This is a genomic window from Actinoplanes palleronii, from assembly GCF_016862315.1.
GTDB lineage: Bacteria > Actinomycetota > Actinomycetes > Mycobacteriales > Micromonosporaceae > Actinoplanes > Actinoplanes palleronii.
This window is the reverse complement of sequence record NZ_BOMS01000026.1, coordinates 255924-276341: the sequence shown is the minus strand read 5'-3', so window position 1 is coordinate 276341 and position 20418 is coordinate 255924. Positions and strand designations below refer to the sequence as shown.

Sequence of the window (20418 nt, the reverse complement as noted above, 5' to 3'; positions counted from 1 at the left end):
GGCGTACCGTCACCGGGTGTGACCCTGAGCCCTCGCATGCCGGACCTGGCCGCCCTGGAGATCCTGCTGCTGGTCGCCCGGACCGGGACGCTGAGCGGCGCCGGGCGCGAGTCCGGGCTGACCCAGCAGGCGGTCTCGGCCCGGCTCGCCGCGCTGGAGGCGCGCACCGGCGTCCGGCTGGCCACCCGGACCACCCGCGGCACCCGGCTCACCCGGGAGGGCGTGGTGGTGGCGCAGTGGGCGGACCGGTTGATCCGGCTGGCCGAGGAGGTGGACACCGGGCTGGCCACGCTGCGCGAGGACACCCGCACCCGGCTGCGGGTCAGCGCCAGCCTGACCATCGCCGAGCACCTGCTGCCCGGCTGGCTGGTCGGTTGCCGGGCGGCCGCCACCCGGGAGGGCCGCACGCCGCCCGACGTGGTGCTGACCGCGGTCAACAGCGATCAGGTGCTCGAGCAGGTGCTGGCCGGCACCGCGGATCTGGGGTTCATCGAGGGGCCGACGGTGCCGGCCGGGGTGCGCAGCCGGGTGGTCGCCCGCGACGAGCTGGTGCTGGTGGTGCCGCCGGAGCACGACTGGGCCCGGCGCTCCGGCGGGGTGACCGTCGCCGAGCTGGCCGCGACCCCGATGGTCACCCGCGAGCACGGGTCCGGCACCCGGGAGTCCCTGGCCGCGGCGCTGCGCAGGGCGGGATACGAGCCGGCGCCGGCCGCCCTGGAGCTCTCCACCACGGCGGCCGTGCGGGCCGCGGTGCTGGCCGGTGGCGCACCGGCCGTGGTGAGCCGGCTCGCCGTCGAGGACGACCTGCGGTCTGGGCGGCTACGGCACGTGCCGGTGCCCGGGTTCACGCTGCCCCGGGAGCTGCTGGCGGTGTGGACCGGGGTCCGGACGCCACCGGCGGGCGCCGTCCGGACCCTGCTGGGTCACATTCACTCCACCGGCGGATCGGCCAGCGGCCAGCCTCCCGCGGCCAGGTGAGCCGAGACCCGGACCACGTCGGTCGGCGTGGCCTCCTGCAGCAGCCGATCGTTGATCAGATCCTCGATGTCGGCGCTGGTGATCGGGTCGGCCCCGGGCTGGGCCTGCGCGGCCAGCTCCTGGGCGATCTTGCGGATCTCGTCCTCGGTGAGCTTGCGGCGCAGCAGGCCGAGCAGGGCGACGTAGTCCTGCCGCGGCACACCCTCCGGATAGCCGGCGCGCAGCCATCCCACGGCGCGGGTGACGAAGTTGGAGCGTTGCTCACTCATGATCGCTCCCGGTCAGTGCTTGTCGACGATGGTCGGGTAGACGTGCTCGAAGCTGAGCGCCTTGCCGAAGCCGGTGGCCACGATGAACGTGATGCCGAGCACCACGCCGATCAGGACCACGGCGAAGCAGGCGTAGCCGCCGGCGGTGCCGGCCGGGCTCGGCCGGCGGCCGGAGGCCTCACCGCCCGCGCCGTAGGCCAGCGAGCGGATGCCGAGGGCGAACAGGGCCGGCAGGCCGGCGCCCAGCAGCACGCTGGCGAGCAGCACCTTCCAGGCGCCTTCCAGGGCCAGGCTGAGGTTGTTCATGTCGTCGTCCCGTCCCGTCAGCTCGCCGCGCCGGCGGTGGCCTTCGGCGCGTCGGCCGGGGCGTCCCACTCGTCGTTGACGTTGTTGTGGTCGATCGGCTCGCGCCGCGAGCGCAGGTACATGTACGTGGCCAGGGCCACCAGGACCGCGACGATGGTCAGCGCGCCGCCGAGGCCGCCGATCACGTCGCCGAGATACCACATGATCGCTCCGACCAGGCCGGCCGCGGGCAGGGTGATCAGCCAGGCGGAGACCATCCGGCCGGCCACCGCCCAGCGCACCGTCGCGCCCGGCTTGCCGACGCCGCTGCCCAGGATCGAGCCGGTCGCCACGTGCGTGGTGGACAGCGCGAACCCGAGGTGGCTGGAGGAGAGGATGACCGCGGCGGACGCCGCCTCGGCCGCCAGGCCCTGCGGCGGAGCGATCTCCACAAGGCCCTTGCCGAGCGTCCGGATGATCCGCCAGCCGCCCAGGTAGGTGCCGAGCGCGATGGCCAGCGCGCAGGCGACCTTGACCCAGAGCGGGATGTTCTTGGTGTCGGTCCACTCGCCGGACGCGATCAGGGCGAGGGTGATCACGCCCATCGTCTTCTGCGCGTCGTTGGTGCCGTGCGCCAGCGAGACCAGCGAGGCGCTGCCGATCTGTCCCCAGCGGAAGCCGTTGTCGGTGAAGCGGGCGGCCACCCCGAGGGTGATCCGGTAGATGATCCAGGTGCCGGCCGCGGCCACCACGCCGGCGATCACCGGCGACATGACCGCGGGCAGCAGCACCTTGCCGACCACGCCGTCCAGCTTGGAGCCGTCGCCGGTCCACTTGACGCCGGCCCAGCCGAGGCCGGCCACCGCCGAGCCGATCAGCCCGCCGAAGAGCGCGTGCGACGAGCTCGACGGCAGGCCGAGCAGCCAGGTCAGCAGGTTCCAGAGGATGCCACCGACCAGGCCGGCCAGGACGATCAGCAGCAGCGCCTGGCCGCCGTCGGCGAGCAGGTCCGGTTTGGGGGTGCCGTCGCTGTTCTGGATGTTGACCACCGCGTTCGTGACGGTCAGCGCGACCTCGACCGAGAGGAACGCGCCGACCAGGTTGAGCGTGGCGGACAGCAGCACGGCGACCTTGGGACGCAGCGCGCCGGTGGCGATCGAGGTCGCCATCGCGTTGGCCGTGTCGTGGAAGCCGTTGGTGAAGTCGAATCCGAGGGCGGTGATGACCACGAGGATGAGGACCACGGTAGTTTCGGTCACCAAGGCAGCGTGTACCCGCCCGGCGACCGTTCCATAGGGCCCTTATGCAGTGTTCCTCCGGCATTCACCCGGAGTTTCAGCTCGCCGGTCAGCTTTCGGCGGGCCGGGTGGCGGGCCAGGTCAGCACGTCGTCCGGGATGTCCGCGCGCAGGGCCCGGCGGTCGCGGCCCGGGATCGTCTGGCCGGCCCGGACGACCAGCCGGGCCACCTCGATCGCGCCGTGTGCCTGGAAGTGCGTGTTGTCGGCGACCCCGGCCGGATAGTTCGGCGAGGCGCCGGCGTCCAGCCACAGGAAGTAGTCCTTGGTGGCCTCCGGGCCGAGTTCACCCCAGAGCGTGAAGGAGAGCGCGGTCAGGTCGATCAGCGGGGTCCGGGTCCGCAGCGCCAGGGTGCGCATCGCGGCCGGGTACTCGCCGTGCGACAGGTACGGCACGCCGTCCGCGGTGAACCGGCGCCGCTCCACCGGGGTGACCAGCACCGGGTGCGCCCGCGCCGCCCGCGCCCCGTCCAGGTAGCGGCTGAGGTACTCCTGGAAGGTGCTCCACGGCTCGGTGCCGCGCGCCGGGTCCTCGACCTTCTCGTCGTTGTGGCCGAACGAGATCAGCAGCGTGTCGCCGGGGCGGATGGCGTCCAGGATCAGATCGAGCCGGCCGAGGTCGGCGAAGCTCTTCGAGCTGGCGCCGGAGAGCGCGGCGTTCACCACGGCGATCTCGCGGTGCAGGAAGGCGGGCAGCGCCTGGCCCCAGCCGGCCCGGGGCACGTCGGCGGTGGCGTAGGTGGCGGCGGTCGAGTCCCCGGCGACGAAGACGGTGCGTCGCCGGGGACGGTCGGAGGCGAAGGCGGGGGTGGTGACGCCGAGGACGCCGGCGGTGGCGCCGCCGAGGGATGCGCGCAGGAGGGTTCTCCGGTCGATCGTCATGCCGCCATCAAATCAGCGCGCATCGATCTAGGCAAGCGCTTTCCCTATGGTGAAAGGCTACGGGGTCGGTATCCTGATCGGCAGCTTCAGCGGCGTGCCGGCCCGGGTCGCCGCCACCGCCGGCGCGGCGTCGAGCGGGGTGCGCCGGAACAGTCGCCCGCCGCTGCGGAAGAAGGTGACGGTCCCGTCCGCGCCCCGGACGAAGTCGTCGCGCCCCGGCAGGAACACGCCGTCCGGCAACTGCTCGAGCACCCGGTCCGGGCGGTAGAACACCAGCCACCCGCCCTCCTCGCCGGTCTCCGCCCGGAACTGCAGCTTCCCGGCGTCCGGCGCCAGCAGGAAGGCCAGCGAGACGGTCTCGCCGTCGAACCCGATCTGCTCGAACGTGTACCGCCCGGCGTAGGCGGCCAGCTCCGCGGCCGGCAGCGTCCGCGGCGTCGCCGGCAGGTTGTGCACCCCGGCGAACCGGTCCAGCGCCCAGTCCTCGACGAACAGCTCGGCGAGCAGGTCCGGCCCGGTGTCGGCGTTGGTCAGCACGGTGATGGCGAAGTCCCGCTCCGGCACCATCAGGAACCCGGAGTGCTGGCCGGCCCAGTCCCCGCCGTGCTGCACCACCCGCGGGCCCTCCGCGGTCGGCCGCAGCATCCAGGTGATGCCCACCCCGTCCAGCTCCACGAAGAGCGAACCGCCCGGCCCGGGGTGCGACTGCATCAGGCGCAGCGAGCGGGAGCTGAGCAGCCGGCCGCCGTCGCCCAGGTGGAACCGCGCCCAGCGCAGCTGGTCCCGGGCGCTGGAGATCAGCCCGCCGGCCGGGTGCAGGCTGCGCGGCACGGTGAACGCGGCCGGGTTCGCGACCAGTTCGCCCTCCGCGGTGAACGTGTGCGACGTCGCGACCCGCGCGCCGGGCAGGTCGTCCAGGTAGAACGCGCTGGAGTCCAGGCGCAGCGGCGCGGTCACCAGGGTGCGGACCGCTTCCTGGTACGGCCGGCCGGTCACCACCTCGATCAGCCGCCCGGCCAGCGACAGCGCCGCGTTGTTGTAGGCGAACGTGGTCCCGGGCGCGGTCAGCTGCGGCAGCCGGGACATCCCGGACACGTACCGGGCCAGCGCGTCGGGGCTCTCGCCGGTGTCCAGCAGGAAGTCGCCGAGCCAGCCGGCGGTGTGCTGCAGCGCCTGCCGGACGGTGACCCGGGCCGAGGCGGCCGCGTCCGCGGTGCGGAAGTCCGGCAGGTAGCTGCGCACGGTGCGGTTCAGGTCGAGCTTGCCGCGCTCGACCAGCCGCATCACCGCGGTGCCGGTGAAGGTCTTGGTGGTGGAGCCGACCCGGAAGACCGTGTCGCCGTCCACCGGCTGCGGGTCGGCGAGGTTCGTCACGCCGTAGCCGCGGACGTAGTCCCGGCCGCGGTGGTGCAGGCCGAGGGCGACTCCGGGGATGCCGTACCTGGCCATCCCGTCTTTGATCTTGTCTTCCAGGTCGGCCAGGATCGTGGATTCCCGGCCGGCCAGGGACGGCCGGGGTGAGGCCAGGGCCGGGGTCGTGGTGAGGGTCGCGGCGCCGGTTGCGGCTGCGGCGACGAGGACGGTACGCCGAGTGACCGATACGGACATCGCCCGACTGTATCCACGTCGGTCACTGTCTCGGCCGGAGCGTTGGGTTCCGGACACTGCGAATCGGGTACCGGTGCCGCGGAAGGGGAGGTGCGATGGCGGACAAGGCCACCGACCAGGCACGACTGGACCGCGAGGACGAGGAGGAGAAGGAGCTCGTCCGGCCGCCGGACGTGAACCGGGACGCCAACCGCTCGGCGACCCGGCTGGAGCTCTTCTTCGACCTGGCTTTCGTGCTGTTCGTCGCGCGCTGCGCCGACCTGCTGGCCGCGGACGAGTCGTGGAGCGGCGGATTCCGGTTCACCGCGATCCTGGTCGCCGGCTGGTGGGCGTGGGCCAGCACCACGCTCTACGCCAACCGGTTCGACACCGACGACGCGATCTTCCGGCTGCTCACCCTGACCGGGATGGGCGGCGTGATCATGATGGCCGCGGCGGCCCAGCAGGCGATCGGCCCGCACGCGGTCTGGTTCGCCATCGGGTACGCGCTGCTGCGGGTGGTGCTGGTGCTCGGCTACCTGCGGGTCTGGCGCACCCTGCCGGAGGCCCGCCCGGGCATCAGGCCGTACCTCTGGGGGCACAGCGCCGGCGCGGCCTGCTGGCTGATCTCGATCGCCGTGCCGGGTCCGGCCCGGTATGCCCTCTGGGCCGTCGGTGTCCTGCTCGACCTGCTCGGACCGACCCTGGCGGCCCGGGTCAAGGACGCGCCGCCGCTGCACATGGAGCACCTGCCGGAGCGGTTCGGGCTCTTCGTCATCCTGGTGCTCGGCGAGTCGGTGGCGGCCACCGTGATGGGCCTGCGCGACGGCAAGTGGTCGGCCGAGGTGCTGGTGACCGCGACGTTCGCGTTCCTGGCCGCGGCCGCGCTCTGGTGGTCGTACTTCGACCTGTCCGGTGGGGTGGCCAAGCGCCGCCTGGTCCAGGAGGGTGGCGAGGACTCCCGCCAGGGGGTGCACGACTTCTACGTCTACGCCCACCTGCCGGTCGCGGTGAGCCTCGCGGCCGTGGCGGTCGGGCTGGAGCACGCCATCGCGTACGGCGAGAAGGATCACCTGTCGATCGGCACCCGGGCGGTGCTCGGCGCCGGCCTGGCCGGGTACCTGCTGAGCGCCGCGATCATCCAGGGCGTGCTGTCCGGGCGGTGGAGGGTCGCGCTGGTCTGGCCCGGCCTCGGCGTACCCCTGATCCTGCTGCTCGTCCTGCTCCCCGGCCTGTCACCGTCCGTGCTGGTGGCACTCTGCGCCGCCGTGCTCGTGGCCGGCGTGATCACCGGGGTCACCCAGCACCGGGCCGGTGAAGTCCGGGTTGCCAAGGTCTGAGGACGGGGTGTGCGAACCCGCTACGACGAGTACTATCCGTGACTCGTGCGCCGTGACCCGGGCGTGCGTCTGCTCACAGGGAAGGCTGGTCAGTGGTCCCGGGACCGCATGATCATGCCCATCGGCGGTACCGTGCCGCCGTTGCGTAGGATTTCGGGCCGCACCACGTCCGCCGACGGGAACCGAGGAATGCGATGCCGCTCACTCCAGCAGATATCCACAACGTTGCCTTCAAGAAGCCTCCGATCGGCAAGCGTGGATACGACGAGGAGGAGGTCGACGCGTTCCTCGACGAGGTCGAGCAGGAGCTGATCCGCCTCCTCGAGGAGAACAACGCGCTCCGCAACCAGACGCCGCGCGGCGGCGGCGCCGGGATGGCCTCCAACCCGGCCGCCACCATGGTCCTCACCAACGAGTTCGCCGATCTGACCGGCCAGCTGGAGCGCCTCCAGGAGGCCCGCGCCCGCGCCGAGCAGAACGCCCGCGACATGCAGTCCCAGCTGGAGCGCGCCCGCAGCGCCGTCCCGTCCGGCGCGATGCCGACCGTCGGCGACGACGACCGCAACGCCCGGGTGCTGATGATGGCCCAGCGCACCGCCGACGAGCACATGCGCGACGCGCAGCGCGAGGTCGAGGCGCTGCTGGACGCGGCCCGGGGCAAGGCCGACCAGCTGACCAGCGAGGCGCAGCTGAAGGCCGGCACGATCGAGAGCGACGCGCGCCGCAACCACGCCGAGGCGATGGACAGCCTGGTGGAGAAGCGGGCCGCGCTGCTCGACGAGATCGAGCGGCTCGGTCAGCTCGCGCAGGGCTACCAGCAGGCCCTCACCAACCACGTCACCCAGCAGCTGATGGACCTCACCAGCGGCCCGGACTCGACCGGCCGCGAGCTCGAGTGACCCCGTAACACCTCAAAGCCCCGCGGATTTTTGATCCGCGGGGCTTTTCCATTGAACGCGTTCACTCGTTTCGCTGTATTCGGCGGCACAGGGGGTGAGCGCCGCTTCACACGGCGTTCCGATCACGGCCGAGGTGGAGGGGCGCGTCATGCGGGATTTTGCCTTCGAGGGACCGGCGGCCGGCGAGGCGGCGGACGGCCGGGTCCGGGTCGAGCTCGGCGCCGACGGCCGGCTGTCCGACCTGTACCTCGACCCGCGGGTCGCCTACCTGCCGGTGGAGCAGCTGCGCGACGCGCTGGTCGAGGCGTTCACCACGGCGCAGGACACGGCCGCGGACCGGACCGGCCCGGCCACCTCCGGATACGGCACGCCGGTCGCCCCGGACCGGCTCAAGGCCGCGCTCGCCGAAGCGTCGGACAGCGCGGAACGCCGGTTCGCCGAGATCTCCACGGCCCTGTCCGACCTGAGCCGCCGATCGGCCCGGCCGTGGTGACCGGGCAGCTGCGCCTCGACCCGGACAGCGTGGCCGCGGCCGGGCGGGACCTGGCCGCGGTGGCGCAGCGGATGGCCGACGACCTGGCGCAGCTGGAGAGCGCGGTCGGCGGCTCCGACCCGTTCGGCGGGGACGAGACCTCGGGTGTGATCGCGGTGGCGTACCGGGCGGTGGCCGGTGTGGCGCTGGACGCCATCGGTTCGTACGCCGAGCAGGTCGGCTTCGCGGCGGCGACGCTGGTCATGGAGGCCCGCGCGGTCGCGGCCGAGGACGCCGAGGCAGCCGCTTCCCTGTACGCCGCGGCGCTGCCCGGCACGTTCTCCGCAGCCACGGCTGCCGGGCGCGGCGGGGTGTAGCGCCGTGACGATCACCCTGCCCGCCGAGCTCACCGACGCGCTGAGCTGGATCGGGCTGGAGTGGCCGGAGGCCGACGAGGACCGGCTCCAGGCCGACGGGCAGGTGTGGATCGACCACGGCACCCGGCTGCGGGCACACGCCGTACGGTCCACCGCGACCGCCCGGCAGGTCTGGCTGGACAACGAGGGCGCCAGCATCGAGGCGTTCGAGCAGTGGTGGAACGGCGCCGACGGCCCCGGCCGGCACCTGCAGGAGGCGGCCACCGCGGCCGAGCTGATCGGTGGCGCGCTGATCGCCATGGCCGGCGTGACGCTCGGCCTGAAGGTCGCGTTCATCGCCCAGCTCGGCGCGCTGGCCTTCGAGGTCGGCCAGGCGATCGCGACGGCCCCGGTCACCGCCGGGGCGACCCTCGCCGAGATCCCGGTCTGGGTCGGGCTCACCCGGACCGCCTGCCGCAAGCTGCTCCACGAGGCGATGGCGCTGATCGAGCGGGAGATCGCGGTGCTGCTCCGCAACGCCGCGAAGCTGATGGAGAAGGCCGGCGCGAAACAGCTCGCCGAGAAGACGGTCAGCGGCAGTGAGCGGACCGCGTTCAAGGGCCTGATGCACGAGGTGGAGAACGCCGACGTGCGCAGCCCGCTCAACGGGGCGCACTTCTACTCCGGCCGGCAGCCCAACGACGAGAAGATGCGCACGTTCGCCGAGAAGCAGGCCGACGGGTTCGGTGCGGTGACGCTGGAGATGACGCCGGGCGGCCGGCGCTTCGACGACAAGCGCCTCTTCGAGGGCGGGTCGCCGGTCAGTCAGGAGCAGGCCGTCGACGTGTGGCGGCGGCTGTCCCAGCGGTACGCGCAGGACGCCTCGGGGGAGGCCACCGCGTGGACGCACCAGGCCTGGTCCGGAAGTCTCTGGAACACTGCGGAGAAGCCCGCGTTGCTCACCAATCCGGGCATCACGAAGCTCAACGAGATCGATCCGTTCTCGTGAGACGGCGGCTGGTCCTCAGGGGTGCCTCAGAGTGCCGGAGGCACCCCTGAGGACCAGCCGAGGGCCCTGGCTGGAGAGGTCTCGGCATGACGGTGCGCTCGTTGTTGTCGCAGAAGGCGTTGCACGTGGAGAGCGGGGTGACGCTGTCCAGCGCGGGCCGCGAGGACATGGCGCTCGAACTCGGCGGGCACGTGCTGATGATCGCGGTGGACCGTGGGCAGCACCGGATGCGGTTCACCCTGCCGGCCGCGCCGCGCTGGGACGACACCGGTGAGGCGCTGCCGCCCGAGGTGGCCGGCGAGCTGCGGGCGATCATCACCGAGATCGCGGTGTTCTGGGAGCAGCAGCCGGAGTTCGAGGTCGTCGAACCCGGGTGAGACGACCGGCCCGGCGGCGGACCGCCGGGCCGGTGCAGCCGTGGATCAGGCAGCCGGGGCGGCCGGGGCGTCCCAGAACACGTAGAGCGCCTTGTAGGGCACCTTCACGACCTGGCCGGCGGTGCACGCCGTGGTCGGGGCGACGCCACCGGAGGTGTAGAGCCGGTTGATGTAGTCCGCCTTGGTCAGCACGCCCTTGCCGGTGTGCGTGGCGACCTTGAGCAGCAGCTCCGGGATGGTGCCGGTGCGCGGCGAGGCCTCGACCTTGGTCGCGGTCACCAGCGACTTGTCGCGGGTGGACTGCCAGCTCGGCCCGGCGAAGTGATGGATCCGCCCGCCGGTGCCGAGCAGTTGCGCCTCCGGCGTCGAGGCGCCGGTGAACGCGCCGCTGGTGGCGCCGGCCGGCACCACGCAGGTGTAGTCCTGGGTGCCGCTGGTGACCAGGTAGGCGCCGACCGGGCGGGAGCCGGCCGGCGGCTGGATCAGCGACGGGATGGCCGAGGTGGCCGGTGCGACGGCGTTCGCCGGGGTGATCGGCGCGGCGGCGGCCGGTGCTACGGGTGCCGCCGGGGTGGTCTCGGCGGCTGAGGCGTTGAACGAGACGGCGCCGATGGTGGCGGCGGCCGCGGCCAGGCTGCCGGTCAGTGCGATCGCACGGATCCGGGCACGCTTGGTACGAAACATGAATCCCCCTGCAAAAAAGTGTCGGCGAGCCCCCTGCCCGCCTCCACGATTCACGGAGAGATGTCCACAACGGATCAAGATCATCGTGAATTTCGGCTTTTTGTACGGCGTGGGTTCATCGATCGTTCACGCGCGGCGATGATCCGGCGAACCCGGCAGCGTGACGGCCGACCGGCCCGGCCCGGCATGGCACCGGGCCGGACCAGGCGATTCAGTGCCGCCGGACCACCTCGACGCGGTACGTCCGCACCGTGACGCCGTCCTCGGCGGTGACCGTCACGACCCGGGTGGCGCCGGAACGGGTCACCCGGACCGTCGCGTACGGGTCGGCCGCCGTCGCGGTGACGGTGACCCGCTCGGGGTGTGCGGCCGCCACCCGGTAGGACGTCGTGGCCGGGTCGAACCCGCGCACCGGCACCCCGCCGACCCGGATCCCGGCCGCTGACGCGTCGGTGCCCACGCCCGGTGCCTTCGCGAGCACCTGCACCTCGGCGACGGTCAGGTACCCGTTCGGCACGGCGGTCAGCACCAGGCACACCGGCCCGGTCACCCCGTCCGGCACGGGCACGTCGACGGCGAGGGGGCTGTCCACGCCGACCGGCACCACCGGGCCGGTCACCGCGCACGCCCCTGCCGGGTCCGGCACCCCGGCCTGCACGCTCTGCGGCAGCCCGCCACCGGACGAGTTGTCCCGGTAGAAGTGCACGGTCAGCCGGGACGGCGAGGCGCCGGCCGGCGGCGTCACGGTGAACGTGTCGGTGGCGTTGCGCCCCGCGGACTTCCAGTTCGACCAGGCCTTGTCGGTGGTGTCGCCGTTGGTCAGCCCGGCGGTGGAGTAGCCGGGCTCGGTGTAACTCGCGGCGACGGTCACCCCGGTGGTGAGCGGGGCGTCGACCGGCGGGGTGACCTGCACCCGTACCGAAGCGGGCAGGGTCTGGCCCGGGACGACCCGGGCCGTACCGCTCACGGTGACCACCCCGGTGTGCGGGTAGGTGGCGGTGTTCCAGGTGACCGGCACGTCGGCCCGGCCGCCGTGCTCGCCGAGCGCGACCACCGTCGCCGGCCGGACCGGCTGCCCGCCCGGGTACGTCTTGGCCCGTCCCGGCAGCGTCGAGGTGAACACGTCCACGGTCACCCGGGCGCGCGCCCGGTGGGTGCGGCCCAGCACGTCGGTGGCGGTGCCGGTGACGGTGACCACGCCGGGGTGCCGCCAGGTGCGCGCCGCGGGCAGGTTCCAGACCACCGGGAGCGCGTGCGTCCCGTCGGTGACCGTGGCCGGCAGGGTCGGCGCGCGACCCGGCACGGTGTAGGCGGTCGCGTCGGAGAGCGTCCCGACGGTCTCGTCGACGACCGTCCAGCGCTGGTTGCCGCCCGAGGTCGGCCGGTAGAGCCCGACCCCGGCGCCGTCCGCGGTGGAGCCGCCGTTCACGTCGAGCAGCGCGCGGGCGTCCGCACTGATCAGCGTGTACGTCCCGTCGCCGGTGGTGGACACCCGCCACAGCGAGCCGGTGTCGTCGAGCACCGGCGTGCCGTCCCGCACCGCCAGCCGCTGCCCGGTGCCCGCGTTGGTCACCCGGTACGCGTCCCCGGCCGCCTGGAACGTCCAGAGCTGATCAGCGGCGGTGGCGTCGTTCGCGCGAATGGTGATTCCGGGAGCGAGCGACTTCCCGCTGGCCACCCCCTGCAGACGGTAGGTGTTGCCGGGCGCCAGATGCGGAACCGCGACTCCGGAGACGCCGTCGACCAGGAACGTGGTGACCGATTGCGCCGGCACCGCGAGCACCGCCCGCTTGCCGGACACCCGCACCGGCGAGCCCGGGACGAGCTTGCCGTCCGCACTGGTCACCACCGGGGTGACGGTGGCGCCGCGGCGGATCGTGGCGAACTTCGACAGGTCCAGGGTGACCGTCTCGGCGGTGGTGGCCGGGTTGACGTGCACCACCGTGGCCCCGGTCGCGGTCACCGCGGCCAGGCTGCGGGTGTCGGACACCTTGACGAAGTGGTCACCGGGCTTCACGAAGTGGGTGAAGTTGCGAATCGTGTCGTACTTGGTGTTGGTCCTGATCGGGCAGGTGGCCAGGGTGTCGGTGGCCTGGCAGTCGAACGGGACGTGGATCGATCCCCACTGGAGGTTCCCCTCGGCCTGCATGTTCTTGGCGTCCTCGATCGGCTGCCAGAGCACCCACGCGGACGGCTCCAGCTCGCGGATGTCGTCGACGATCCGCTGCGCCATCCCGAGCCCGGAGTTCATGCTGGTGTAGTCGTTGCCCCAGCTGCCCTCGACCTCGCTCATCCAGAGCGGCGTCTGCGCGGCCTTGGCGATGTCCCGCACGCTGGTGCGCTGACCGGTGCCGTAGGTGTGCACGTTGAGCCGGTCGACGGCGGCGCGGGCCTCGTCGGTCCACCCGTAGTAGTCGGTGACCATGGTGCCCGGGTTGGTCTCGTCCGGCGCCGCGATCTTCCGGTCCGGCGCGACCCGGGCCAGCGCGGAGATCACCGCGGCCTGCAGCGCCGGGCCGGCGTGCGCGCCCTCCTGGCGGCCGCCGGTCGGCTGCCCGTCCGCGCCCAGCGTGGTGCCCCAGTAGTTGGTGTTCGGCTCGTTGAGCGGTTCGATCGTGTCGAACGTGATGCCGTGCGCCTGCTCCAGGTGCGTGGTGACCGTCGCGAGGTACTGCGCGAACTGGTCGACCTTGTCGGCCCGGATCTGCTCGGTGGTGGCGCTGAAGCCGCCGCTGACGTAGCCGCTGACGGTCTGGAACCAGGGCGGCGAGTTGCTGAACGCCTCCCAGTGCGTGACCTTGTCCTTGATCTGGTCGATCCACCAGCGCTGGCTCGGGTCGGCGTCGAGGTCCCAGTCGGCCTCGTCGGCCGGATCCCACCAGTCCTTGTCGGCCGGCGTGTACTGCCGGTCCGCCTTCCAGAACCCGGGCACCGCGCCGCCCGGCCGCAGGTAGTCGCGCACCGTCGGCGCGTTGCCGCCGCCGATGTTGAAGCGGGCGATGTTCAGGTTCAGCCCGTCGGCCCCGAAGACCAGGTCGGCCAGGCGTTGCCGGATCGGGTCCGGGTAGTCGCCGGTGGCCTCGGCCATCCAGGCCAGGCTGGTGCCCCAGCCCTGCCACGCGGCGCCCTGATAGGACGGATCAGGGATGACGGTGGTCGAGACCGCGGTTTCGGGAGCGGCCGCGGCCGCTTGCGGGACAGCCGTGGGTACGACGGTGAGCAGCGCCGTGGCCAGCCCGGACAGCAGGATCCTCATGCGTGACCCCTCATGTTTACGTTAACATCGGTGGTCGCAACAGTCTCGACATGTGCCGTTATCAATGTCAAGAGCCTCGATGCCGGGTGCTTCGTGGTCAGGAGCTCAGCTGGTCCCCGATCAGGGCGAGGTTCTGGATCGCGGCCAGGCCGTACAGCGCGGTGGTGTTGGTGTCCACCCAGGACGCCTCGTCGACCGGGTTGAGCACCTCGGGGCCTTCCAGGTGGGTGGTCCGCCACGGTGACGCGTCGGTGTAGCCGTCGGTGCTGGTGAACTCCTTCCAGGCCCGTGCGGCCAGCGCGGCGTCACCCAGCCGGACCGCCGCGTACGCGGTCAGCCGGGAGTGGCCCTGCTTGAGGATCAGGTTGCCGAAGTCGGCGCCGGTCTCAGCGGCCTGCTCGGCCTTCGTCGCGTTGAACAGCCGGCAGTACTGCAGCCAGGCCTGCTCGAAACCGGGCACGTCGACCAGCCCGATCAGCTCGGCGCAGATCTCCACCTGGCCGAACATCGCGCTCAGGTGCGACACGCTGACCGTCTTCGCGGCGACCGCGAACTCCGCGGTGTCCAGGTCGTAGAGCCCGCTGCCGGTGACGAAGCCGTTCGGCATCCGGGCGATCGTGCGCATCGTGGCCAGCAGCTTCTTCTCCGCGACGCCCGCCTTCGGGCCGCGCCGCTCCCACTCGGTGAGCCAGGCCGCGGCCAGCCCGCTCCAGTCGGTGCCCAGCCCGATCGAGAGCGCGTGCGGATCCGGCGTGTACGGCTCGGTCCGGATCTTGCGCAGCGGGTCGAGCGCCAGGAACGTCTGGTCCGAGTCGACGAGTTCGCGCATCAGGTCGCCGCACCGCTCGTCGGCGGTCAGGAAGTAGTAGATCCGCCGGTACGCCGCCGTGCTGATCCGCTGCTGCTTGGCGCTGTCCGCCCAGTGCAGCACGCCGTGCCGGGTGCCGAGACCGGCCCACTTGCCCAGGTGGTAGACGTCGACCTCACCGGTGTGCCGGGTCATCGCCTCGGCGAACCGGAAGATGTCGGCGCGGCCGGAGCGCAGATAGGCGAGCCACAGCCACAGGTCCGGGGACAGCTCCGAGTTGTCCCAGGCGTACCCGCCGACGTCGTAGCGCCAGACGTGCCGGTCGGGGTCCGGGGTGTGCATGATGTCGCCGTAGTTCCAGAAGCCGTACCAGTGCCGCTGCTCGCGCTGGTTGCGGTAGTAGTCGAAGAGGAAGTCCAGCCGGTCCTCGATGGTGGCGCGGGCCGGGGTGGACCGGTCGACCGGCGCGAAGAGGCCACCGAACGCTCCGCTCGCGGCCAGGTGCGCGGGCGGGGCGACGATCTGCGGCGGGGTGGACACCGTACGGGCCAGGGCGGCCAGCTCGGCGGCCGGCGGGGTGGCCGCGAGGGCCCAGAACGTCAGCTCGGTGGTGCGGGCGATGCCGTACGGGGTGCCGAACCCCGGCTCGTAGTCCTCGTAGGTGATGTTGAGGCCCTCGAGCTGTTCCGGGTACGTGTCCTGGCCCAGGCCGTCGTGGTAGAACCGGGTGTCCATCGGGCCGGCCTCCGGCGACCACATCCACACGGTGGCCTCCGCCTCGTCGGTCGCCGCGCCCCGGATGTCCAGCTGGGACGGGTGCCGCTGCCAGAAGTCCCGCATGCCGAAGCCGAGGCCGCCGGTGACCCCGCCGACGTATCCGAAGCCACGGGACCGCTGGCCCGCGTCCGCGCCTACCCACCCGTACCCCTGCTTGGTCCTTTTCTTGATCGTGAAGCCCTCCGAGCTGGCCTGGCTGAGGGTGTAGTCGCTCCACGTGGGGATCAACTCGAGGCGGGTGGTGACCCGCTGGTCCCAGGTGGCCGGGTCGGGCAGTTTCGTGCCGGCCACCTGCGCGGTCCGCACGTTCGCGCCCGGGTCGCGGCGCAGCCCGGTGATCCCGCGGACCGCCTCGCGCAGCAGCCCGTCGCCGTCACCGGAGAGCCGGACGTGCCGGTCGTAGAGCGCGTCGCGCATCGGCACGCCGACCCGCACGCCGAGCCCGGCGATGAACTCGTCCTGACCGTTGGTGTCCAGCACGAACGTGTGCACCATCCGGACGTGCTCGGCCCCGGAGTAGAGGTAGAGCCGCACGGTGAACGGCAGCCACGACGTGCCGCGCCGCTTGTGCGTCCCGTCGATCCGGACCACCGCGCGCACCGGGCCGCGCTGTTCCACCCTGACCGAGGTGATCGCGCTGGTCAGTGGCTCGCTGGCGGAGCGGAAGTCCTCGATCTTGCGCTGGCGCAGGCTGACCAGGTGCAGGTTGCGGGCGATCTCGACGCTGCCGCGGAGGATCGAGCTGATCAGGGCGGTGCCGTGCTTCTCGACGGCCACCTTGATCACGCCGGTGTTGATCGTGACGCGGTCCCGGGTCTCGGTGACCAGCACCGGTGGGGTCTTGCCCGGGCTCTGCTGCCCGCGGGTCAGCGTGTAGGTCTCGGTGAGCGGGGCGTCGGCCGGGATGGCGTGCGCGCTCCACTTCAGCGTGCCGTCCGGCCAGTAGGCGATCGGCCAGGTCTGCACCGGGACGTCCGCGCCGCCGGCGGCGGTCAGCGCGAAGCTCTCGGTGGGCGCGAGCGCGCCCTGCGGCCAGGGGACGCCCCAGGTGTTGCCGACGCCGGCCGCGGGGGTGCCCTCGAGCCAGCGCAGGGTGACGGTCTGCGGGGCTTCTGCTGTTTCCTTGGGTACGGCGGGGGTTGCGGCCGCCGGTGTGCCGCCGGGCAGCTGGGCGAAGGGCAGGACCGCTCCGCCGGCGGCGACACCGCGGACGAAGGTGCGGCGCGAGACATGCGGCATTTCCGACATTTAGGTCTCCGTGGGGGGGGTGGGGGCGGGGACTGGTCAGCCCTTCAGGCCGGACGTGGCGAAGCCTTCGACCAGCAGGCGCTGGAACGCCGCGAAGAAGAGCAGGATCGGCACCAGGGCGAGCGCGGAGAGCGCGAGCATCGGCCCGTACTGCGACGAGTCGGTGGTGTCGATGAACAGCCGCAGGGCCAGCGGCAGCGTGTACTTCTCCGGGCTGGACAGGTAGATCAGCTGGGTGAGGAAGTCGTTCCAGGTCCAGATGAACGTGAAGATCGCGGTGGTGATCACGGCCGGCCGGATCAGCGGCAGGATCACCGCCGAGAAGATCCGGATCGAGCCGCAGCCGTCCAGCCGGGCCGCCTCGTCCAGCTCGCGCGGGATGTTCCGCATGAACTGGACCATCAGGAACACGAAGAACGCGTCGGTGGCGAGCAGCTTCGGCAGGATCATCGGCCAGAACGTGTCCACCATGCCGAGCTGCTGGAAGATCGTGTACTGCGGGATCAGCACGGCGTGGGTGGGCAGCATGATGGTGGCGAGCATGAAACCGAACAGCGGGGCGCGCATCCGGAACCGCAGGCGGGCGAAGGCGTACCCGGCCAGCGAGCAGCTCAGGATGTTGGCCGCCGCGCAGCCGCCGGAGACCAGGATCGAGTTGACGAAGAACCGCCAGATCGGCACCCCGCCCAGCCCGTCGGCCAGGGCCGCGTAGTTGTCCAGGATGACCTGCTTGGGCAGCAGCGCCAGGCTCTGCAGGATCTCGCTGGACGGTTTGAACGACGCGGCGGCCAGCCAGACGATCGGGTAGAGCAGCGGGACGAGCAGCGCCAGCACCAGCAGGTGCCAGCCCACGCGGCGGAGTGCGGGGTTCACGCGTCGCCCCCGTAGAACACCCAGCGCCGCGACGAGCGGAAGAGCAGCGCGGTGATCGTGGCGACGGCGACCAGCAGCAGCCACGCCATCGCGGAGGCGTAGCCCATCTTGAACTCCACGAAGCCCTTCTCGTACAGATAAAGGGTGTAAAAAAGGGTTGAGTCGCTCGGTCCGCCGGTGCCGTTGCTGATCACATAGGCGCCGGTGAAGACCTGGAACGCGCGGATCGTGTCGAGCACCAGATTGAAGAAGATCACCGGCGAGAGCATCGGCAGCGTGATCGAGACGAACGTCCGCCACCGGCCGGCGCCGTCCACCGCGACCGCGTCGTAGTACTCCTGCGGGATCTGCTGCAGCCCGGCCAGGAAGATCACCATCGGCGCGCCGAACTGCCAGACCGCGAGCAGCACCAGGGCCAGCAGCGCCCGGTTCGGCTGACCGACCCAGTCGTGGAAGATCACCCGCCAGACCACCGCGACGCTGACACTCGCGCCGAGCAGCGACGGCGCGTAGAACGCCGACCGGTACGTGCCCTGCGCCCGGCTCCGCCGGTTGATCAGCATGGCCACGCCGAGCGCCGCGGCCAGCTGCACCGGCACCGAGATGACCACGAACTTGGTGGTCGCCCACACCGAGTTCCAGAAGTGCGGGTCGTCGGTCAGGATCCGGAGGTAGTTGTCCAGCCCGGTCCACTCCGGCGAGGTGAACAGGTCGTAGTCGGTGAACGACAGGTACAGCGAGGCGGCCATCGGGCCGAGGGTCAGCAGCAGCGCGCCGACGATCCAGGGGGACAGGAAGAGATAGGCGACCGAGGGTCGCTCACCGTAGCGCCGCTTGCGGTCCGCGGTCCGAGTTTTCGGTACGCGGGGTGGGCGGTCGAGCACCGTCGTCATCCGCTCAGGCCCCGAGCGCCTGCTGGATCTCGCTCATCAGCCGGGGAGCGGCCTTCTCCGGCGTGGCCGTGCCGTTCATGACGTCGTCGTAGATCCGCTGGAACTGGGTCTTCACCACGCCGGCGCCCTTCGGCGGCGGCGGGGGAGCGGGCAGCAGCTTCGGGCTGACCAGGGCCTCGTAGTCGGCGACCATCTTCCACTCGTCCTTGAGCGTCCCGGACAGCGTCTGGCGGATCTTCAGGTTGGGCGGCAGTCCCCGGCTCATCCCGAGCAGCGCGCCGGCCTCCGGGTCGTTGAGGAAGAAGTCCGCGAAGGTCAGCGCGGCGTCCTGGTTCTTCGTCCGCTGCGCGATGCTGAGCATCATCGGCGGCTGGGTGAACTGGCCGAGGCTGGTGCCGGCGGTCGGGAACGCGGAGAGCTTGAACTCCGAGCCGTACGTCTCCCACGAGGTCATCCCGACCGTCGAGTCCGGGCAGAACTCGGCGGTGGACTCCTTGCGGGGGAACGGGGTGTTCGTGGTGTTGCTGGTGACCGCGGGCGGGGTGAGCGCCTTGGCGTTCTTGAAGTCGACGGCCATCTGCCACCAGCGGACCACCTCGGCCTCGGTGTACCCGAGCTTGCCGTCCGCGGTGTAGAGGTCCTTGCCCTGCTGGCGCAGCCAGTCGCCGAACCAGTCCTCGATGCCGAACGGGTCGCTGAGCCCGCTGACCTTCGGGCCGAACTTCGCGGAGACCTTCGCGCTCGCGTCGCGGAGGTCGTCCCACGTCCAGCCGTCAGCGGGCAGTTTCGCGCCGGCTTCGGTCCAGCGCGCGGCGTCGTACTGCAGCACGTGGGTGGTCTGGCCCATCGGCAGCCCGTACGTCTTGTCGCCGATGTTGCCGGAGGTGAAAAGCTTCTGCTCCAGGTCGGCGGTCTGCACCTTCGAGCCGATGTGCGGGGTGAGGTCGAGCAGGGTGTTGCGCTCGGCGTACTCGCGGACGTAGCGCTCGCTCATCTGCAGCACGTCCGGGGCGTTCCCGCCGCTCATCTCGGTGGCCAGCTTCTGGAAGTACGGGTCGAACGCCGCGTACGTGGTCTTGATGGTGATGTCCGGGTGCTTGGTGTGGAACAGGTCCACCACCTTCTGCGTGACCTTGGCCCGTTCCTCGCTGCCCCACCAGGCGAAGCGCAGCGTCTTGCCGTCGTCCCCGGAGTCGCCGCACCCGGTGGCCGCCGCGCCCGTCCCGGCGAGGGCGAGCCCGGCCAAACCGCCCCGGAGAAGTGTTCGCCTGCTGACCGCCATGACGCCTCCCGTGCTTTATAACGTTTCAAGACATGAGGGTGCAACGCCGCCGGTGGGTGTTGCCCGGGGCTATGTAAATCAGTGATTTTCAATGCGTTGACGCAGCATTGCACGGGTGTCAATCGTCAGTCAACGATGAAATGAAACGTTCTCAGCACGGGGAATGCGGTTTCCTGCGCGGGCGGATGATGTCAGTGCCCGGCGGGCCGCCAGGGGCGTCTCCGGCCTGGCGAGACACCCCAGGCGGCCAGCCCCGCCAGCCAGCCCCGCCAGTCCGCCAGCCACGCCAGCCAGCCCGCCACGCCAGCCAGCCCGCCACGCCAGCCAGCCCGCCAGTCCGCCAGTCCGCCAGTCCGCCAGCCTGCCTCCGGGTCGCCTAGCCTCCGGCCTGCCCGGCCCGCACCTGCCTATGGGGTCGCGCCCGTCCTCTGGGTCGCGCGTGCCCTCTGGGTCGCGCGTGCCCTCCGGGCCTCCGGGCCTCGGGCCTCCGGGCCACAGGGACCGGCCGGTGTGGTGCCGGATGGGCGTGAGGGCGCCGGCGTGGGGCTCTTCTGCGCTGGTCGCGGTTGGTGGGTGGCTGGGGTGGCGGCCAGGCTGGGCTGGCGGCTGGTCGCGGTCCGCTACGCCGATCACTGCCCGAGCCAGGGCCGGTTGTCCCATAAGGTGGGCGTCCGGTCCTGGCAGTTGGTCCGCTCCGGGTTGCCGGGGGCGGCAGGCGCACGCAAAGCGGGCTCGGCTGGTGCTCACGGTGGTATCCCGCCCGCTGATACGACCACCAGCACCAGCCGAATGCGTCGGGCTGGTGTCCATGGTGGTATCCAGGCCGCTGATGCGACCGTCAGCACCA

18 protein-coding genes are annotated in these 20418 nt (G+C 71.8%); 7 read left to right on the top strand and 11 right to left on the bottom strand.

Features of this window, described 5'->3' with window-relative positions; genetic code table 11:
* Positions 1-18: 18 nt before the first annotated feature.
* Positions 19-978 carry a LysR family transcriptional regulator gene (locus Apa02nite_RS10975; protein ID WP_203824944.1) on the top strand — a complete coding sequence of 320 codons (960 nt, stop codon included), beginning with the start codon at positions 19-21 and terminating at the stop codon, positions 976-978.
* Here the strand turns inward: Apa02nite_RS10975 and Apa02nite_RS10970 are convergent.
* The 5 genes from Apa02nite_RS10970 to Apa02nite_RS10950 form a co-directional block, all read right to left on the bottom strand.
* Positions 930-1247 (bottom strand): DUF3349 domain-containing protein, encoded by a 318-nt coding sequence (locus tag Apa02nite_RS10970; RefSeq protein ID WP_203824943.1) that lies wholly within the window; start codon positions 1245-1247, stop codon positions 930-932. The genes Apa02nite_RS10975 and Apa02nite_RS10970 overlap by 49 nt on opposite strands.
* Positions 1248-1259: 12 nt before the next feature.
* Entirely contained in the window at positions 1260-1553 is a 294-nt protein-coding gene (locus Apa02nite_RS10965) for a hypothetical protein (protein WP_203824942.1), read from the bottom strand.
* Positions 1554-1570: 17 nt separating this feature from the next.
* Positions 1571-2791: an inorganic phosphate transporter gene (locus Apa02nite_RS10960; RefSeq protein ID WP_203824941.1), complete on the bottom strand. Its 1221-nt coding sequence runs from the start codon at positions 2789-2791 to the stop codon at positions 1571-1573.
* A gap of 88 nt (positions 2792-2879) precedes the next feature.
* Entirely contained in the window at positions 2880-3710 is an 831-nt protein-coding gene (locus tag Apa02nite_RS10955; RefSeq protein ID WP_203824940.1) for a rhamnogalacturonan acetylesterase, read from the bottom strand.
* Between the two features lie 57 nt (positions 3711-3767).
* Positions 3768-5318: a serine hydrolase domain-containing protein gene (locus Apa02nite_RS10950; protein ID WP_203824939.1), complete on the bottom strand. Its 1551-nt coding sequence runs from the start codon at positions 5316-5318 to the stop codon at positions 3768-3770.
* Between the two features lie 95 nt (positions 5319-5413).
* Here Apa02nite_RS10950 and Apa02nite_RS10945 point away from each other — a divergent pair, with 95 nt between their 5' ends.
* The 6 genes from Apa02nite_RS10945 (at position 5414) to Apa02nite_RS10920 (ending at position 9750) form a co-directional block, all read left to right on the top strand.
* Positions 5414-6637 (top strand): low temperature requirement protein A, encoded by a 1224-nt coding sequence (locus Apa02nite_RS10945; RefSeq protein ID WP_203824938.1) that lies wholly within the window; start codon positions 5414-5416, stop codon positions 6635-6637.
* 194 nt (positions 6638-6831) lie between these two features.
* Complete coding sequence (locus Apa02nite_RS10940) at positions 6832-7536, top strand: DivIVA domain-containing protein (protein WP_203824937.1); 705 nt, start codon at positions 6832-6834, stop codon at positions 7534-7536.
* A 148-nt stretch (positions 7537-7684) separates the two neighbouring features.
* On the top strand, positions 7685-8029 hold the full coding sequence (locus Apa02nite_RS10935; protein WP_203824936.1) for a YbaB/EbfC family nucleoid-associated protein: 345 nt from the start codon (positions 7685-7687) through the stop codon (positions 8027-8029).
* Complete coding sequence (locus tag Apa02nite_RS10930) at positions 8023-8385, top strand: hypothetical protein (protein ID WP_067686115.1); 363 nt, start codon at positions 8023-8025, stop codon at positions 8383-8385. Before Apa02nite_RS10935 ends, Apa02nite_RS10930 begins: the two co-directional genes overlap by 7 nt.
* 4 nt (positions 8386-8389) lie before the next feature.
* Entirely contained in the window at positions 8390-9373 is a 984-nt protein-coding gene (locus Apa02nite_RS10925) for a WXG100-like domain-containing protein (protein WP_203824935.1), read from the top strand.
* Between the two features lie 86 nt (positions 9374-9459).
* Positions 9460-9750, top strand: a complete 291-nt coding sequence (locus Apa02nite_RS10920) for a hypothetical protein (RefSeq protein ID WP_067686111.1) — start codon at positions 9460-9462, stop codon at positions 9748-9750.
* Positions 9751-9795: 45 nt separating this feature from the next.
* Here Apa02nite_RS10920 and Apa02nite_RS10915 read toward each other — a convergent pair whose 3' ends face one another.
* From Apa02nite_RS10915 to Apa02nite_RS10890, 6 genes are all read right to left on the bottom strand, one after another.
* Positions 9796-10434 carry a DUF3455 domain-containing protein gene (locus Apa02nite_RS10915; RefSeq protein WP_067686107.1) on the bottom strand — a complete coding sequence of 213 codons (639 nt, stop codon included), beginning with the start codon at positions 10432-10434 and terminating at the stop codon, positions 9796-9798.
* A 211-nt stretch (positions 10435-10645) separates the two neighbouring features.
* The gene (locus Apa02nite_RS10910; RefSeq protein WP_203824934.1) at positions 10646-13690 is read right to left on the bottom strand and encodes a glycoside hydrolase; all 3045 of its coding nucleotides are present in this window, start codon (positions 13688-13690) and stop codon (positions 10646-10648) included.
* A 97-nt stretch (positions 13691-13787) separates the two neighbouring features.
* Complete coding sequence (locus Apa02nite_RS10905; protein WP_203824933.1) at positions 13788-16523, bottom strand: exo-rhamnogalacturonan lyase family protein; 2736 nt, start codon at positions 16521-16523, stop codon at positions 13788-13790.
* A gap of 36 nt (positions 16524-16559) precedes the next feature.
* Complete coding sequence (locus Apa02nite_RS10900; protein ID WP_239164242.1) at positions 16560-17396, bottom strand: carbohydrate ABC transporter permease; 837 nt, start codon at positions 17394-17396, stop codon at positions 16560-16562.
* The gene (locus tag Apa02nite_RS10895) at positions 17393-18289 is read right to left on the bottom strand and encodes a carbohydrate ABC transporter permease (protein ID WP_203824932.1); all 897 of its coding nucleotides are present in this window, start codon (positions 18287-18289) and stop codon (positions 17393-17395) included. The genes Apa02nite_RS10900 and Apa02nite_RS10895 overlap by 4 nt, the downstream gene beginning before the upstream one ends.
* Before the next feature lie 4 nt (positions 18290-18293).
* Complete coding sequence (locus Apa02nite_RS10890; protein WP_083970986.1) at positions 18294-19571, bottom strand: ABC transporter substrate-binding protein; 1278 nt, start codon at positions 19569-19571, stop codon at positions 18294-18296.
* Between the last annotated feature and the right edge of the window lie 847 nt (positions 19572-20418).

Excerpts from the sequence above, each read along its gene's own strand:
- Apa02nite_RS10970 (WP_203824943.1), bottom strand. The coding sequence starts at position 1,247 with ATGAGTGAGCAACGCTCCAACTTCGTCACCCGCGCCGTGGGATGGCTG.
- Apa02nite_RS10965 (WP_203824942.1), bottom strand. The coding sequence starts at position 1,553 with ATGAACAACCTCAGCCTGGCCCTGGAAGGCGCCTGGAAGGTGCTGCTC.
- Apa02nite_RS10955 (WP_203824940.1), bottom strand. The coding sequence starts at position 3,710 with ATGACGATCGACCGGAGAACCCTCCTGCGCGCATCCCTCGGCGGCGCC.
- Apa02nite_RS10950 (WP_203824939.1), bottom strand. The coding sequence starts at position 5,318 with ATGTCCGTATCGGTCACTCGGCGTACCGTCCTCGTCGCCGCAGCCGCA.
- Apa02nite_RS10945 (WP_203824938.1), top strand. The coding sequence starts at position 5,414 with ATGGCGGACAAGGCCACCGACCAGGCACGACTGGACCGCGAGGACGAG.
- Apa02nite_RS10940 (WP_203824937.1), top strand. The coding sequence starts at position 6,832 with ATGCCGCTCACTCCAGCAGATATCCACAACGTTGCCTTCAAGAAGCCT.
- Apa02nite_RS10935 (WP_203824936.1), top strand. The coding sequence starts at position 7,685 with ATGCGGGATTTTGCCTTCGAGGGACCGGCGGCCGGCGAGGCGGCGGAC.
- Apa02nite_RS10920 (WP_067686111.1), top strand. The coding sequence starts at position 9,460 with ATGACGGTGCGCTCGTTGTTGTCGCAGAAGGCGTTGCACGTGGAGAGC.
- Apa02nite_RS10915 (WP_067686107.1), bottom strand. The coding sequence starts at position 10,434 with ATGTTTCGTACCAAGCGTGCCCGGATCCGTGCGATCGCACTGACCGGC.
- Apa02nite_RS10910 (WP_203824934.1), bottom strand. The coding sequence starts at position 13,690 with ATGAGGATCCTGCTGTCCGGGCTGGCCACGGCGCTGCTCACCGTCGTA.
- Apa02nite_RS10905 (WP_203824933.1), bottom strand. The coding sequence starts at position 16,523 with ATGTCGGAAATGCCGCATGTCTCGCGCCGCACCTTCGTCCGCGGTGTC.
- Apa02nite_RS10895 (WP_203824932.1), bottom strand. The coding sequence starts at position 18,289 with ATGACGACGGTGCTCGACCGCCCACCCCGCGTACCGAAAACTCGGACC.
- Apa02nite_RS10890 (WP_083970986.1), bottom strand. The coding sequence starts at position 19,571 with ATGGCGGTCAGCAGGCGAACACTTCTCCGGGGCGGTTTGGCCGGGCTC.